General features: G+C 65.8%; 13 protein-coding genes and 2 tRNA genes. 8 read left to right on the top strand and 7 right to left on the bottom strand.

What is annotated here, in order from left to right; all coding sequences use genetic code 11:
* Positions 1–24 precede the first annotated feature (24 nt).
* Together ABFX56_RS02905 and ABFX56_RS02900 are read right to left on the bottom strand one after the other, a co-directional pair.
* Positions 25–774 (bottom strand): DUF2510 domain-containing protein, encoded by a 750-nt coding sequence (locus tag ABFX56_RS02905; protein WP_346231777.1) that lies wholly within the window; start codon positions 772–774, stop codon positions 25–27.
* A gap of 99 nt (positions 775–873) precedes the next feature.
* A tRNA-Gly gene (locus ABFX56_RS02900) sits at positions 874–947 on the bottom strand.
* Positions 948–1,119: 172 nt separating this feature from the next.
* On the opposite strand from ABFX56_RS02900, the gene ABFX56_RS02895 reads away from it, so the two are divergent.
* Positions 1,120–2,190 carry a response regulator transcription factor gene (locus ABFX56_RS02895; protein WP_346231776.1) on the top strand — a complete coding sequence of 357 codons (1,071 nt, stop codon included), beginning with the start codon at positions 1,120–1,122 and terminating at the stop codon, positions 2,188–2,190.
* A gap of 19 nt (positions 2,191–2,209) precedes the next feature.
* Here the strand turns inward: ABFX56_RS02895 and ABFX56_RS02890 are convergent, their stop codons facing one another.
* Together ABFX56_RS02890 and ABFX56_RS02885 are read right to left on the bottom strand one after the other, a co-directional pair.
* Positions 2,210–3,625 (bottom strand): FAD-binding oxidoreductase, encoded by a 1,416-nt coding sequence (locus ABFX56_RS02890; protein WP_346231775.1) that lies wholly within the window; start codon positions 3,623–3,625, stop codon positions 2,210–2,212.
* Positions 3,622–5,667 carry an Ig-like domain-containing protein gene (locus ABFX56_RS02885; RefSeq protein ID WP_346231774.1) on the bottom strand — a complete coding sequence of 682 codons (2,046 nt, stop codon included), beginning with the start codon at positions 5,665–5,667 and terminating at the stop codon, positions 3,622–3,624. The genes ABFX56_RS02890 and ABFX56_RS02885 overlap by 4 nt, the downstream gene beginning before the upstream one ends.
* 212 nt (positions 5,668–5,879) lie before the next feature.
* Between ABFX56_RS02885 and ABFX56_RS02880 the strand changes: the two genes are divergently transcribed.
* The 5 genes from ABFX56_RS02880 (at position 5,880) to ABFX56_RS02860 (ending at position 10,103) form a co-directional block, all read left to right on the top strand.
* Positions 5,880–5,953 (top strand) — tRNA-Pro (locus ABFX56_RS02880).
* A gap of 52 nt (positions 5,954–6,005) precedes the next feature.
* Entirely contained in the window at positions 6,006–7,406 is a 1,401-nt protein-coding gene (gene tig / locus ABFX56_RS02875) for a trigger factor (protein WP_346231773.1), read from the top strand.
* An 86-nt stretch (positions 7,407–7,492) separates the two neighbouring features.
* A complete protein-coding gene (locus ABFX56_RS02870; RefSeq protein ID WP_346231772.1) occupies positions 7,493–8,695 on the top strand; it encodes a trans-sulfuration enzyme family protein in 1,203 nt (400 codons plus the stop codon).
* Positions 8,696–8,801: 106 nt separating this feature from the next.
* A complete protein-coding gene (locus tag ABFX56_RS02865) occupies positions 8,802–9,401 on the top strand; it encodes an ATP-dependent Clp protease proteolytic subunit (protein WP_346231771.1) in 600 nt (199 codons plus the stop codon).
* Between the two features lie 42 nt (positions 9,402–9,443).
* Positions 9,444–10,103, top strand: coding sequence for an ATP-dependent Clp protease proteolytic subunit (locus ABFX56_RS02860; protein WP_346233127.1), 660 nt, complete (start codon positions 9,444–9,446; stop codon positions 10,101–10,103).
* Positions 10,104–10,292: 189 nt separating this feature from the next.
* Here the strand turns inward: ABFX56_RS02860 and ABFX56_RS02855 are convergent, their stop codons facing one another.
* From ABFX56_RS02855 to ABFX56_RS02845, 3 genes are all read right to left on the bottom strand, one after another.
* Positions 10,293–10,898 (bottom strand): copper resistance CopC family protein, encoded by a 606-nt coding sequence (locus tag ABFX56_RS02855; protein ID WP_346231770.1) that lies wholly within the window; start codon positions 10,896–10,898, stop codon positions 10,293–10,295.
* On the bottom strand, positions 10,895–11,596 hold the full coding sequence (locus ABFX56_RS02850; protein ID WP_346231769.1) for a YcnI family copper-binding membrane protein: 702 nt from the start codon (positions 11,594–11,596) through the stop codon (positions 10,895–10,897). The genes ABFX56_RS02855 and ABFX56_RS02850 overlap by 4 nt, the downstream gene beginning before the upstream one ends.
* Positions 11,597–11,680: 84 nt before the next feature.
* Positions 11,681–12,295, bottom strand: coding sequence for a hypothetical protein (locus ABFX56_RS02845; RefSeq protein WP_346231768.1), 615 nt, complete (start codon positions 12,293–12,295; stop codon positions 11,681–11,683).
* A gap of 170 nt (positions 12,296–12,465) precedes the next feature.
* Here ABFX56_RS02845 and clpX point away from each other — a divergent pair, with 170 nt between their 5' ends.
* Positions 12,466–13,743 carry an ATP-dependent Clp protease ATP-binding subunit ClpX gene (gene clpX, locus ABFX56_RS02840; RefSeq protein WP_346231767.1) on the top strand — a complete coding sequence of 426 codons (1,278 nt, stop codon included), beginning with the start codon at positions 12,466–12,468 and terminating at the stop codon, positions 13,741–13,743.
* 4 nt (positions 13,744–13,747) lie between these two features.
* Positions 13,748–14,479 (top strand): hypothetical protein, encoded by a 732-nt coding sequence (locus tag ABFX56_RS02835; protein WP_346231766.1) that lies wholly within the window; start codon positions 13,748–13,750, stop codon positions 14,477–14,479.
* The last annotated feature ends 211 nt before the right edge of the window (positions 14,480–14,690 follow it).

The following is a 14,690-nucleotide window of genomic DNA, read 5'->3' as shown; positions in this document are numbered from 1 at the left end:
GCATCCCTCAATTGGGCGGTCGGTCTAGGCGCCGGCTGAGGCTTCGGGTTCCTTCCCCGTGACCTGCCAGACGAAACGGCCTTCGTTGTCTTGGACTCGAACGAGGATACGCAGGTCCGGGGCGTCGGCAATCCTGGCGATGCAGTCGAAGGAGGTGCCGGCAGTGGGAGCAGCAGGCACGGCGCACTGGACTGCGTCGACTTTCGCGCCGGTCTGCTCGTGGATTCCGGTTGAAATTAGCTGCTGGACTTCACCCTGGTCCTGCCAGACCGCGCTCGAGCTGTTGCGGTGGCCGGACTGGAAGGCGCCCGAGCCGATGAGCGCGCTGACGACAACGATGATCAGGATCACGTTGACCAGGGTGCCGATGATGGAGAGTACGACGCCTGCCATGGCTTTGCCGTGGCCGACCGGCGGGATGAAGTTCCCGGCGCGGCGCAGGCCGACGATGCCCAGGATGAGCGCCGCGATCCCGACCAAGAGGAGGGGGTTCACGATCAGAGAGATGATGCCGAAGATGAGGCTGAGCGTGGCCGGGGTGTTCGTCCGGGGAGAGTCGTCCGGCGGCGTGTAGGTGAGCCGGTAGCGCTGTACCGGGGTGCCGTTGTCCGTCGGAAGGGCGGCATCCGAGGTGTCAGTCGCGGTCTCGGGCGTGAGCGGCGTCGGTCGCACGCGGTCGGTCCATCTGCTCCCGTCCCACCATCGCTCCTGCCCGGCGTCGCTCGTGTCGGCGTACCAACCGGCGGGTGCAAGATTTGTCGGTGCGTCACACATGCGGATTCCCCAGTCTCCCAGTGCACGACCGCACTATAGATCCTGAATATTCGCTGTGTCCCTCCCCAGAACACGGGTCAACCGGATGGGGCTGTGCGGTGGAGGGGATGACGAGAATCGAACTCGCGTAATCAGTTTGGAAGACTGAGGCTCTACCACTGAGCTACATCCCCGGACGTCGTCAGCTCTGCCCTCGCGGACCGGTGACTGACTGCCGATGAATACTGTACCTGACTGGCGGCCGTCGGTGCGTCAGCATCCGCAGCAGAATCTGCTCCCGCGTAACCATCGAAGCGACTCCAGTGACATCATTCAAGTGTGATTCATCCGCCCCGACTCGCAGAAATGACTGCTAGCGCATTGCGTCGGCATCACGCTGGCGTGATCGCGGCCGCCGAGCGGTCGACGGATGCCTCCACCATGCTGATCGCCCTCAGCGCCGCGGTGTCGCGTTTTGTTCCGAGTGCCGCCAGCGGCTGGTCGGTAACCGACCCCGGGATCATTCTTCCGACCTGGCCGATCCATCTCGTCAACGTCGATTTCAATCAGGGCGTGGGATATTGGGAGCGCGAGTTCTCGGTGGAGGACCGGCTGCTCTTCCGCGATTTGGCTACCCGGGAGCGGCCGGTGGGGACCTTGCACGGGGAGACCGCCGGCCTGTTGGCCCGCAGTTCACGATTCCGAGAAGCTATTGCAAGCCTTGGCTATGGCGATGAGCTCCGAGCCGTGATGCGAGCCTCGGGAACCGCATGGGGCCTGATCGAGTTAGTGCGCGGCAGGGACGAGAATCCCTTCTCCGATGCCGAGGTGGACTTCGTCGCCAATCTACTGGAGCCGCTCGCCACCTTGTTGCGAGCCAGGGTGATGAATGCTCCGAGCGGGGCGACGCCGGCCCCAGCCACTCCCGGCGTACTGGTTTTTACCGCAGACAGCACCTTGGAATCGTCTAATGACGCCGCCGCGAGCTGGCTGCGGGAGATGCCCAACGTGCCAGGCGGTCCCGAGTCGCTTCCCAGCCCGGTGCGTGCCGTACTGGCGTACTCTCACGCCGTCGCCCGAGGCTACCAACGCGGGCCCGCACGATTGCGGGTGCGGTTGCGTTCCGGCCAGTGGGCAGTGGTGGATGCGAGCACCCTCCGGGCCGCCGACGTCGCGCAGGCCACCACGGTCGTGGTCATCGCGGGCGCCACGTCCGCAGAGATGGAATCGATCGTTGTGTCGGCTTACGGCCTGTCCCGGCGGGAGCAGGAGGTGAGCCGCCTGCTTGCCCGCGGCATCTCGACCTCCGGCATCGCCGCGGAGTTGAGCCTGTCGGTCTTCACCGTGCGCGACCACATCAAGTCCCTCTTCACCAAGGTCGGCGTAGCCAGTCGCGGTGAGCTTGTGGCCCGGCTTTTCACCGGGCAATACCGGTAGTCAGCCGGCGGCCGGAACCTCAGACTGCCTCCACCGGGTGATTGCTGCGGATCAGACCGTCCGGGTCGTGATGGTTCCGCACCTCAAGCAGCTGCCGGATGGTCCGCTGGTCGTAGAACCGATGCGCGGGCGCCGCGGTGTCGCGGAAGTTGAGATAGTCGCGATCCGCCTGCCAGGGGGCTAACGCGTCGCGGAGGGCCGCGACGTGCTCCTCGACGCCGTGGATCGAGTCAGCTGTGGGAGTGATGCCGACGGCGTAGAGGAGGAATCGACCGGGCAAGTGGTTCACCGCGCCCCCGGTGGGGTCGGGCCGGCCGACGGAGCCACCGAGGTGGCGCAAGTCCACCGCCAGAAGCGGGGAGTCGACTCCAGGGCCGACGAGCGCCAGGAGCACCGCGATCGCGTCGGGGGTCAGGTCCTCGAGGATCATTCCGTCGCCGCGTGCCGGGGTGGGATCCGGCGGGTCCATGTGGATCTGCCCGAGGGCGGCGGCGGGCATCACGGCGAAAGTGTCCATCACCGGCCCGAGGGCGCGCAGTGGTGCGAGCAGTCGCTCGGCCCAATCCGTCAAGCCCGCAGGCTCTGCGCCCGCCTCGATCGCCCCGTCGATCGCGACGAACGACTTGCCGCGTAACGGCTCGGGCAGCTCGGGCATCGGGGGAAGGCGTAACAGGCGCACGCACGTCGTTGCCGACTCGTCCAGCTCCCTGGTCCACTCTGCGTATGCGGCGAGCACCTCGGCGGCGCGTTCGATCGGGAACAGCAGCGCACCTCCGTACACCTGAGTCACAGCGAGGGCTGTGAACTCCAGCGCACAGACGATGCCGACGTTGGCACCGCCGCCGCGCACCGCCCAAAACAACTCGGGCTCGGTGAGCGCATCGGTGCGGTGGAGAACTCCGTCGCCGGTAACCAGGTCCACGGCCGTGACCGAATTCACGGCCAGGCCGTGTCGACGAGCCAGCCAGCTGTACCCGCCGCCGAGACTGTATCCGGCGACGCCGACACTGCCGGAGGATCCGGCGCGGCCGACAAGTCCGTGCCGGGCGAGTGCTTCGGTGACCTCCGACCAGGACACGCCCGCTCCCACCCTGACCGAGCGGGCGACAGGGTCGACGGTCAGCTCCCGCATCCGGTCGGTGCGCAGCAGGATTGTTGTCGAAAGGTCACCGAGCGGGGACGCGTTATGGCCGGTGCCCTGGGGTGCGACGCGCAGTCCGGCACCGCTGGCGAAGTCGAGGACGGCGGCCACATCGGTGCTGCTCTCCGGCAGTGCCACCATTGCGGGGCGCTGGTCGACCGACAGGTTCCACGCCGCGCGTACCTTGTCCCAGTCGCTGTCGGCGGGCGTTGCAATGCGTCCCGCGACGCGCTTGGCCAGGTATTTTGCCAGGTCGTCGACGCTGTCGGCGGCGGGTGCCTCGGAAATGCTCATGCGGATTGGTCTCCTGCTTCGGTTGACGTGGTTTGTGCAATCGGGACTTGTGGGGTGCGTTCTGCGCTCGGATGTTCGGATGCGTCCCGAGACGTGCGATAGCGGAAGTACAGGTAGATCGTGAGGGACACCAGGGTGAAGCCGACCAGGACGGCGAGCCACGTCCACAGCGACGCGCCCAACTTCTCCCAGTTCGCCGCATCGGGGAGGACGATCAGGCAGAACACGACCAGGACCACTAGATAGGTCGCTGCCCACCGGGGCTTCGAAGTCGCGAACAGTTCCTCCCCCTCCAGAAATCGGAAGGGCAACAGTCCGACCAGCAGCGCGGTGACTCCCTCAGCGGTCACCGCGGCCAGAGTGTCGATTGCCAGGGCGCGAAGGAAGCTGTCTGGCTGGCCGTCGGTGCCGGCGATGAGGACGCTGTAACCCACCCACGAGGTGATGCCGAGTGTCAGGATGATGCCGGTGTGCAGCATCACCATGCGCGAGCGCTGCACCGCGCTCGCGGCACTGGTGAGGGAGATGCCGAGGATCAGCCCGATCAGGAATCCAGGCGAGAACCCCATCAGACGGGACAGCAGCACCCCGATGACGGTCAAGATGAGCGCGAGTGGCTTTGCATCCAACGACGCCCCGATGTGCCACTTCTCGCGGACGATCCAGCTCGTTATCGCATTGGACAGATAACCGACGATGAACAAGGCGATGCCCAGGGCCAACACCAACCGCAAGGACGTGATGTCGAATCCGAAATTCGGATCGACGAATCCGAAGGCAAGCGCCGAGAAGGCGATCATCGCCGCGCCACTGACGAACGGCGTGTTGGCCAATTTGGTTCGCAATCGTTGCAGCCAGCGCAGTCTGAGCGTGCGCAACCGTCCGAAGAGCCGCTCGTATTGCGTGGCCAGCGTCGCGTTCAGCAACTCCGCCGGGAACGCCACGAACAGCAGCAGTGCCGCGCCCGACCCCGCAGCGGTCACGAGGACAGCCGGACTGCTCAACACCTGCTGCAGCGTCCGCAGCGCATTCGTCAACGCCGACGGAGCTCCGAAATCGTCCCGGTTCACCACGGCGCTCTGGCCGGGTGTCGACGGAGTCGATGGTGCCGGAGGTGCCGATCGCGGTGTGTTCCGGGTGCTGATCTGACGGTCTTGCACTTCAGGCAAGGCCAGGGTGGGCAACTGCGGCAACGGTGCCGCGCTGATCGGAGGACCCGCGTGGAAGATCAGTCCTGAGACATCGTGGTTGGCGGCGGGACGCGTTGTCGTGACCGCGGGCGCCACGTGCGGCGAGGCGGTGGCCGGCTGATTCTGTGACGGTGCCGTGGCTGGCGGGACGACCGCCGGCGGGACCGTCCCGATCGTGAGCCGCAACTGCGGGGTGGCCGGCCCGCCGGCAGAGACGTTGCCTGCCCGGTCGGTCTGAATGCTGCTGATCGTGTGCACGCCGGGGGACAACGGGCCGGTCGGAGTGAAGGACCAGGTGCCGGACGGCGACACGGTGGGCCCGTGCGCGCCGGTGATAGCGTGCGTGCCGTCGAACAGCGTGACCACTGCGTCTGGCTCTCCGGAACCGGAAATCCTCGGCCGCGGGTCGCTCGAGGTGGCCTCGTTGATCCCGTTCCCGCCCGGTGAACCTGGCGAGGTGATCCGTGGGGCAGCGGGGGCGACCGTGTCGATGGTGAGCGTTTGGACCACCGAGTGGTGTGGCGGGCCTGGTTCGACGGTCACCGCAACCGAGTACGACCCATCCTTCAAGGCGATGCTCACGCAACTGAATCGGGACTTGGATACCCGTGTGACGCACAGCGGCCGACTCACTTCCGCGGCACTCACCCGGGCCAACACGCCGGTGCCGACGCCGACGAATGCGGGTGTGGAATCGTTCGTATACGCGGCGGGCGCCGGTGAAATGACTGCTGGGGCGATGTCCGCGGTCGTTGCTGCCGACTCGGTTGCGACTGCCTGAGGCGCCGCAAACAGGGACAACAGAAGAACCATCGCAGTGGCGATCATGGCTTCGGGTGCCCGGATGCGCATTGGCGCTCCTTCTGTCTCACCAAAGTGTCCAGGTCAGCCGCAGCAGACTCCATCCCTCGCACAGGGGGATTTACCGCGCCGGATACCCCCGATTGAGGGGGTAGGGCGGTGGGACGGCGCGCGATGAGACCGGATCAACTCGGCTAGACTTGCCGGGGCCAATTTCTACAGGCTCCGGACGCCGTCCGTTGGGAGGCTGTCCGCAGGAAATCCGGGGCGTAGCTCAGCTTGGTAGAGCGCCCGCTTTGGGAGCGGGAGGCCGCAGGTTCAAATCCTGTCGCCCCGACAAGACCCCGAAATTGTAAGTTGCAAACGCTGAAAAACAGGAGAACGAGATCGTGAAGACCACCGTCGACAAGCTCAGCCCGACCCGCGTCAAACTGACCATCGCCGTGACGCCGGAAGAGCTGAAGCCCAGCATCGACCACGCCTACGGGCATATCGCCGAGTCGATCAACGTCCCCGGTTTCCGCAAAGGCAAGGTACCGCCGCCCATTGTCGACCAGCGCGTCGGCCGGGCCGAGGTGCTCAACCACGCGGTGAGCGACGGACTCGACAAGTTCTACCGCCAGGCGGTCGATGAGAACAGCATCCGCCCGCTCGGTCGCCCCGAGGCGGACATCACGGAGTTGCCGAGCATCAAAGACTTCAGCGGCGACCTCACGGTCACCGTGGAGGTCGACGTGCGCCCCGAGTTCACCATGCCGCCGCTGGACGGTCTGCAGCTCACCGTGGACAGCATCGAGGTCACCGACGAAGACGTCGAGGCCGAACTGAAGAATCTGCAGTCCCGCTTCGGCACACTGATTACCGTGGATCGCCCGGCGAAGACCGGCGACTTCGCTCAAATCGACCTTGTCGCGACCATCGACGACCGCGAAGTCGACACCGCCAACGCGATCTCCTACGAGATCGGCTCAGGGGAGCTCATCGAGGGCATCGACGAGGCACTGGACTCACTGAGCGCCGGCGAGAGCGCCGTGTTCGAATCCAAGCTGCTCGGCGGTGAGAACGAGGGCGAAACCGCCCAGATCACGGTGAAGATGCTGGCGGTGAAGGAGCGCGAGCTGCCAGAGGCCAATGACGACTTCGCACAGATCGCCAGCCAGTTCGACACGATCGAGGAGCTGAAGGCGGACATCCGCGACCAGATCACCCGCTCCAAGGTGTTCGGACAGGGCGCGCAGGCGCGCGACCAGATCGTGGACAAGCTGCTCGAATCGGTCGAGATCCCGGTTCCGCAGCAGCTGGTCGAAGACGAGGTGCACCGTCACCTTGAGAACGAGCAGCGTCTTGACGACGACGAGCACCGCGCCGAGGTCGCCATCGCCAGCGAGAAGACGTTCCGCAGCCAGATTCTGCTGGATGCGATCGTCGAATCGGAGCAGGTCAAGGTCAGCCAGGAAGAACTCACCCAGTACCTCGTGCAGGGCGCCGCTCAGTACAACATGGAGCCCGGCGAATTCATCAAGGTACTCGACGAGAACGGGCAGATCCCCGGAATGGTCGGCGAAGTGGCCCGCGGCAAGGCACTGGCCACGGTGCTGGGCAAGGCGACGGTGGTGGACACCGAGGGCAACCCCGTCGACCTGTCGGCTTTTACCGCATCCAGCGAGCCGTCGAGCACTGGTGGCACCGAGTACATCGACGTGCCGCTGGACACCGCCACTACCGCCCAGGACGAGACCGAAGGCACGGATGGCGCTGACACGGATGCCGCGGAGCCGGACGAGAAGTAGTCCCGAGTCACTCGACACGCGTCAGGCGCGTAACACAAGCCGTAACCTGAGAGCCCCCCGGCGCATCCGGTTCTAGTTTGGGATGCATGAGCGCGCGCCCAGACAAACACGACCCGAATCATCTCCGGCTGCTGACCCAGGCGGTGCACGCCGGCAACTCGATCGACCCCGGAACCAAGGCGGTGCGCACCCCGCTGGTGTTCGCCAACTCGTACGCGCTGCCGGACGACCCCAGCGAGATCAGCTGGTCGGGCACCGAGATCCCGCTGTACACCCGCAACAGCGGCGTGAACCAGCTCGCCCTCGAGGAGAAACTCGCCGTGCTCGAACACGGCGAGGCCGCCGTCGCCTTGGCCAGCGGCGTGGCCGCGTTGCACTCGGTGTTTTTCACGTTCCTGCGCGCCGGCGACCACGTCGTCATCTCGGACGTGAGCTATGAGGCGGTGTTCCGGCTGTTCACCGAACTGCTGCCCGAGCGGTACGGCGTCGAGGTCACGTTCGTGGACACCAGCGACTTGGTTGCCGTGAAGGCGGCGCTGCGGCCCACCACGCGCATCCTGCACACCGAGACCCCCGCGAATCCGACCACCCGGATCACCGACCTTGAGGCCGTCGCCGCCCTGGCCCACGAGGTCGGCGCGCTCGTTTCGGTGGATACGACCTTCGCGACGCCGCTGCTGATCCGGCCGTTGGAGCTGGGCGTCGACCTCGTCGTGCACTCGCTGACCAAGTACATCAACGGGCACGGCGACGCGATGGGCGGCGGGGTGGTCGGCTCGGCCGAGCTGATCCGGCGGATCAAGAACGACGCCATGGTGGACGTCGGCGGGGTGATCAGTCCGTTCAACGCGTGGCTGATCAACCGGGGTGCCATCACCCTGCCGCTGCGAATGCGTCAGCACTGCGCGAGCGCGCAGACGATCGCCGAGTTCCTCGAGGCCGACCCGCGGGTCGCGTTCGTGGCCTACCCCGGCCTGGCGTCGCATCCGCAGCACGAGTTGGCGGTGCGGACCATGCCGCACGGCTTCGGCGGGATGATGGCGTTCGCGATCAAGGGCGACTCGGATGCGCACAACCGGTTCGTCGCGAACCTGCGCGTGATCACCTCCGCTGTCTCCCTCGGTCACGACGAGTCGCTCATCGTGCACGTCGGCACCACCGGGCCACGGGTCGCCGCGTACCCGGATGAGTTCAAGAAGTGGGGTCACCTGCGGTTCTCGGTGGGCCTGGAGGACGTCGACGACCTGATCGAAGACCTGAGCGCAGCCCTGGACGCGACCTTCGCCTGACCGCCGCTCCTGCTCGGCACTCTGCCCACGGCGAACAGAGCCAATCGGGCGCGTTACCTCCTATAGATTCGTTTGCGTAAGCGACAACTGAAATGGAGCGCGACACATGGCCCAACCGGCATTGGTCAGCAGTATCTTCGACCAACTCCTCAAGGACCGCATCATCTGGCTGGGGTCAGAGGTGCGCGATGACAACGCCAACGAGATTTGCGCCAAGATTCTGCTTCTGGCTGCCGAGGACTCGGACCGCGACATCTACCTGTACATCAACTCGCCCGGCGGTTCGATCACCGCGGGCATGGCCATCTACGACACCATGAAGTTCGTCCCGAACGACATCGTCACCGTCGGCATCGGCATGGCCGCCTCGATGGGACAATTCCTGTTGTCTTCCGGCACGAAGGGCAAGCGCTACATCACCCCGAACGCGCGCGTGCTGCTGCACCAGCCGTCCGGCGGATTCGGCGGCACGTCGGCGGACATCCAGACCCAGGCGAAACTCATCCTCGACATGAAAAAGCGGATGGCGGAGCTCACGGCGGCGCAGACCGGCAAGAGCGTCGATCAGATCATCAAGGACGGCGACCGGGACAACTGGTTCACCGCGCAGGAAGCGCTGGAGTACGGTTTCGTCGACCATCTCCGGGAGTTCGCCACGGATGTCATCGGTGGCGGCGGAACCGACGACGACACGGCAAAGAAGTAGGGACAGGCACTCATCATGGAATTCACCACCCCCCAAGCGTCGATGTTCACCGGGCAGCCGTCCGGTCTCGCCGCCCCATCGGCGGAGTCCCGTTACATCCTGCCGAGCTTCGAAGAGCGCACCGCCTACGGATACAAGCGGCAGGACCCGTACGCGAAGCTGTTCGAGGACCGCATCGTCTTCCTCGGCGTGCAGATCGACGACGCGTCAGCGGATGACGTCATGGCCCAGCTGCTCGTGCTGGAAAGCCAGGACCCGGACCGCGACATCGTGATGTACATCAACTCGCCCGGTGGCTCGTTCACCGCGATGACGGCGATCTACGACACGATGCAGTACATCCGTCCGCAGATCCAGACGGTCTGCCTCGGGCAAGCCGCGTCGGCGGCCGCCGTGCTGCTTGCCGCAGGCTCCCCGGGCAAGCGGCTCGCACTGCCGAACGCGCGCATCCTGATCCATCAGCCGGCCACCGGCGACTCGGGCCGCGGCCAGGCGTCGGACATCGAGATCCAGGCCCGCGAGATCCTCCGGATGCGCACCTGGCTCGAGGAGACGATCTCGCATCACTCGAACCGCAGTGTCGAGCAGGTCAACAAGGACATCGACCGGGACAACATTCTGGACGCCGCCGAGGCGCTCGAGTACGGCCTGATCGACCAGGTGCTGACCAGCCGGAAGAACCTGCCGGCGCTCGTCAAGTAAGGCCCCTTCGAGACGCGGGCTCGTTCCTCGCACTCCCTTCGATGCGGCGCTGGCGCGCCTTACTCAGGGAACGTTCCCTGGGGAGGTCGCTCTGGCGACCGTTGGTCCCTGAGGAGGTCGCTGTGGCGACCGTTGGTCCCTGAGGAGCGAGCTCTGCGAGCGTCTCGAAGGGCTCGAAGGGAGTCCAGCTCAGACCTTCCTGCGGCGGGTCACCACCAGCAGGGTGACGCCCGCAGCGAGGCCGACCAGAAGAATCGCCCCGCCGATCCAGAGCACGTTTCCCAGCGGCACCGCTGAGTCCCGCGGCGGCGCGCTGGGCTGCTGCTTCGACGTGCTCGTGGCGGCCGAGTGGGTGCCGTGACAGTCGGGAGGAGTCGCCGAGCCTGCGCTCGGTGCCGCCTGAGTCGCATCCGGCTGCCAGGTGAACGGAATCGTGTCGGACACCGTGTGACCGTCGGTGGAAATCAGCTGCCACGCGATGGTGTAGTTGCCCGGTTCGCCCAGCGCAGCATTCGCGGACATGGTTGCCCCCTGCACCGATACGCAGCCGTCCCCGTAGTAGACGCCGCCCGCGTCGCGAATCTGCAGTACGAAGCCGTTGCCCTTCCCACCCAGGTTGAGCAGGTTATCGTTCGTCGTGACAGAGAACTGCTCGGGCAGCTGCGTGAGCACCTCGCCGGAGGTGGGGATCGTGGACACGACGTAGTTGTGTGCCTGGACCGGGGCGGCGACGGCGAACACACCGGCCGCCACCACCAGGGCACCGAGCGCCACGGCTCTGAACAACCGGCTCATGATTGCGACGTTCTACGCCGTGCGATGGCGAGAACCAGTGCGATCGCGCCGAGGACGAGTCCGCCGAGGCCCAGGCCTCTGGCCAGCACGTCCGACGAACCGCTGCCGGTGTCGTCGGCGGAGACCGCCACGACCGGGGCGGCCGACGAACTGGTTCCGGATGCGGCGGGCGCGTTGCCCACGGTGAGCGCCGGCGCGGGATGCTCCGCCCCGGAACCCGAGTCGCTCCAGTTCACCACGGTCCCATCGGTGTAGGTCTGCACGACTGGAAGGGCGATGACGTCGGTGTCGGGCACCGGGCCTACCGAGAGTTGGAACGTCTGCAATTGGCCGGCGGTGATCTCGTGGCCGGGTTCCGCTGTCCAGGTCACGCTCGTCACCGCTTCGGTGATCTGCGCTCCGTTCACCGTCGCCGGGGCGGGCAGCGTGCTGCGGACCAGTTTGGCCGACCAGCCGGGCACCGGAACGTAGCTGACGCTGGCAAAGGGTGTGTCTTCGGGGAGGGAGAGTTCGATCTTGCTGGTGGCCGCGGTCGCGGACTCGTTCGGAACCTTCACCGTGAGCAGGGCGTACGAGCCGGCGGTTGCCGAACCGGGCGAGACGGTCACGTGGGCGCTTGCAGCGAGCGGAGCGCCCAGGGCGAGCAGGATACCCGCAGCGAGGGCGAGAGAGGCTTTGGTCTTATGGTGCGTGTGCATAGAGTTCTTTCGTAAAAGTTGTGCCGACATCGGCGGAAAAGAAAGTGTTCAGGCGCCGGCGCCCGCCGGTCCAGCTCGTAGGAGCTAAGCGAACGCGCGCGCAGACCCGGCCGGCGGCCCGCGATACCGCAGCACCGACAGCTTCGCCTTGGGCGAGAGGACCAGAACGCGGGAAAGGTTCTTCGGCGGTCGAGCGGCATCGAGCGGCACCGGCTGCAGTTCGCGCGGGAACAGGACACGCAGCAGTGCGCGGGCACCGGCTGTCACCGACCAGAACGAACGCTCGCCGTAGCACAGCAGCAGGAACGTCACCGCGGCAGCCGCGGCGTGCGCTGCGAGCATCCACGTCGCATCAGCTGCCGAGACCAGCTGTGACGATCCTGTCGGCACGGTCAGGCCCAGGGCACCGGTGATTTCGGCGCCGTGAACATGGGCGGCCGGAGCCCATCCGGAGCCGCCGATTGAGGCGAACAACTGGTGGAAGAGCAGTTGACTGCCGACAACGGAGGCCGCCAGGCGTAACGGTGACAGCCGCTTTCCGGCGAGTCCGACACAGAGCATTCCGGCAAAGACCAGTGACAGCACGATCGCGAGCCAGCTCGGCGGGCCGCCGGCGAAGGTATGCGAGGCCGCGGCGACGGCGGTGGAAACCACGGCCGCGAGCCATCCGCGGGCGAATCTCGCCCACCTCGTACCCATCCGCGCTCCCGTGTCCGAGTTGCCCTGTCGTTGTGATTCCCGTCAAGTCTAGGTTGCCGCTTGCGGCGCGCCGCGTCTCATTTGGACCGCGTGCATCGCAGTGTCACCGCATCAGGTTAGGCTCGACACTACAAAGATGTGCGGAACGACCAACCCAGGAGGAGGCGGGCATGGCTCGTATAGGTGAGAGCGCCGATCTGCTCAAATGCTCTTTCTGTGGCAAAAGTCAGAAGCAGGTGCAGCAGCTCATCGCCGGCCCCGGCGTCTACATTTGCGATGAGTGCGTCGAGCTGTGCAACGAGATCATCGAAGAGCGCCTGGCGGAGGCCGGCGAAGAGGCCTCCGGCGAGTTCGAACTGCCCAAGCCGAAGGAGATTTTCGCCTTCCTCGAGGAGTACGTGATCGGGCAGGAGCCCGCCAAGCGCGCCCTGTCGGTGGCCGTCTACAACCACTACAAGCGCATCCGCGCCCGCAACACCATCACCTCGGCGGACGCCGTCATCGACGACGTCGAGATCGCCAAGTCCAACATCCTCCTCATCGGGCCGACCGGATGCGGCAAGACCTACCTCGCCCAAACCCTCGCCAAGCGTCTCAATGTGCCGTTCGCGGTGGCGGATGCCACGGCCCTCACCGAGGCCGGCTACGTCGGCGAGGATGTCGAGAACATCCTGTTGAAACTCATCCAGGCCGCGGACTTTGATGTGAAGAAGGCCGAAACCGGCATCATCTACATCGACGAGATCGACAAGATCGCCCGCAAGGCCGAGAACCCATCGATCACCCGGGATGTGTCGGGGGAGGGTGTGCAGCAGGCGCTGCTGAAGATCCTCGAGGGCACCGTCGCGTCGGTGCCGCCGCAGGGCGGACGCAAGCATCCGCATCAGGAGTTCATCCAGATCGACACGACGAATGTGTTGTTCATCGTCGCGGGCGCCTTCGCCGGTCTTGAGGAGATCATCTCGCAGCGTGCCGGCAAGAAGGGCATCGGCTTCGGGGCGCCGCTGCACAGCAAGGGCGACGACATCAACCTGTTCGGTGAGGTGCTGCCAGAAGACCTGCACAAGTTCGGTCTCATCCCCGAGTTCATCGGTCGCCTGCCGGTGGTGGCCACCGTGACCCCGCTGGACCAGGCGGCGTTGATGGACATCCTCACCAAGCCAAAGAACGCCCTGGTGCGCCAATATCAGCGGATGTTCGACATCGATGGTGTGGCGCTCGAGTTCGAGAACGCGGCACTGGAAGCCATCGCCGATCTCGCGGTGCTGCGCCAGACCGGCGCCCGCGGCCTCCGGGCCATCATGGAAGAGGTGCTCGGGCCGATCATGTTCGAGGTGCCGTCTACCAAGGATGTCGCCAGAGTCATCGTGACCAAGAAGGCAGTGCTCGAGAACGCAGCGCCGACGATCGTGCCGCGCAAGCAAGTCCGGCACGAGAAGTCCGCCTAGCGCGTTGGGCATCGCCGGCGAACGGCTGCGTGCGATTCGTCGCGTCGCCGTCATCTGCATCATCGTGTCGTTGTCGGTCACGGCGCTGATCGGCATCGCGACTCTGCTCGGCGGGAATTTCGGCGACGTGCAGGGTCGGATAATGCTGACGACGCTAGTCATTGGAACCTTCGGCGTGCTGGCATTGGCAGATCTCGCGGTGGCCGGTCGCCGCTTCGAATGGTGCGGATACGTCGGCATCCTCGCGGGCAGCGTCGGCCTGGTGATGGGGCTGTACCTGGTCTGGTCGGATGCGGAACCGAGCGAGGCGTTCTGGAAGTCCTTCGGTGTTGCCACCGTGCTGGCCGCCAGCCTGGCACACGCCAATCTACTGCTGCTGCTCGGAGAGCGCCGCCGCCCGGTCGTTCGCACGACTCTGTGGATCACCGTCGGCTTGATCACCGTCCTGGCCGGGATGATCATCGCCCTCATCGCGACGGACGGCGACATCGGCACCGAGATTTACGCGCGGGTGCTGGGCACGGTTGCGATCCTCGATGTACTGGGCACCATCGTTGTGCCGGTGATCAGCAGATTCCTGCGCGACGAGAGCAGCCCGAGCTCCCACGCTGGATTGGTGGTCGCGTTGCCGGCCGACTTGAGCGGACGGTTGGGAACCCTCGCCGCCGAACGTGCAATGCCCACGGATGCTTTCGTGATCAAGATCTTGGAAGACCTCGCCGGTACCCACCGGTAGGCTTACGAGGCCGTTGGGCAGGGGTTTCGATACGGCTCGCGCTAACGCTCGCCTACTCAACCCGCGGGGGTGCGAGGGACGAGGCCGCGTATCGAAGCCTTGGTTTGCCCGCGGTTTCGATACGGCTCGCGCTAACGCTCGCCTACTCAACCCGCGGGGGTGCGAGGGACGAGGCCGCGTATCGAAGCCTTGGTTTGCCCGCGGTTTCGAT

The organism is Parafrigoribacterium mesophilum, from assembly GCF_039652555.1.
Taxonomy (GTDB): Bacteria; Actinomycetota; Actinomycetes; order Actinomycetales; family Microbacteriaceae; genus Parafrigoribacterium; species Parafrigoribacterium mesophilum.
Note: the sequence above shows the minus strand (reverse complement) of the source record. Positions and strands in the feature narration are given on the sequence as shown.

Coding starts and splice junctions, on each gene's coding strand:
- clpX (WP_346231767.1), top strand. CDS start 12,466: ATGGCTCGTATAGGTGAGAGCGCCGATCTGCTCAAATGCTCTTTCTGT.
- ABFX56_RS02865 (WP_346231771.1), top strand. CDS start 8,802: ATGGCCCAACCGGCATTGGTCAGCAGTATCTTCGACCAACTCCTCAAG.
- ABFX56_RS02870 (WP_346231772.1), top strand. CDS start 7,493: ATGAGCGCGCGCCCAGACAAACACGACCCGAATCATCTCCGGCTGCTG.
- ABFX56_RS02860 (WP_346233127.1), top strand. CDS start 9,444: ATGTTCACCGGGCAGCCGTCCGGTCTCGCCGCCCCATCGGCGGAGTCC.
- ABFX56_RS02845 (WP_346231768.1), bottom strand. CDS start 12,295: ATGGGTACGAGGTGGGCGAGATTCGCCCGCGGATGGCTCGCGGCCGTG.
- ABFX56_RS02885 (WP_346231774.1), bottom strand. CDS start 5,667: ATGCGCATCCGGGCACCCGAAGCCATGATCGCCACTGCGATGGTTCTT.
- ABFX56_RS02905 (WP_346231777.1), bottom strand. CDS start 774: ATGTGTGACGCACCGACAAATCTTGCACCCGCCGGTTGGTACGCCGAC.
- ABFX56_RS02855 (WP_346231770.1), bottom strand. CDS start 10,898: ATGAGCCGGTTGTTCAGAGCCGTGGCGCTCGGTGCCCTGGTGGTGGCG.
- ABFX56_RS02895 (WP_346231776.1), top strand. CDS start 1,120: ATGACTGCTAGCGCATTGCGTCGGCATCACGCTGGCGTGATCGCGGCC.
- ABFX56_RS02890 (WP_346231775.1), bottom strand. CDS start 3,625: ATGAGCATTTCCGAGGCACCCGCCGCCGACAGCGTCGACGACCTGGCA.
- ABFX56_RS02850 (WP_346231769.1), bottom strand. CDS start 11,596: ATGCACACGCACCATAAGACCAAAGCCTCTCTCGCCCTCGCTGCGGGT.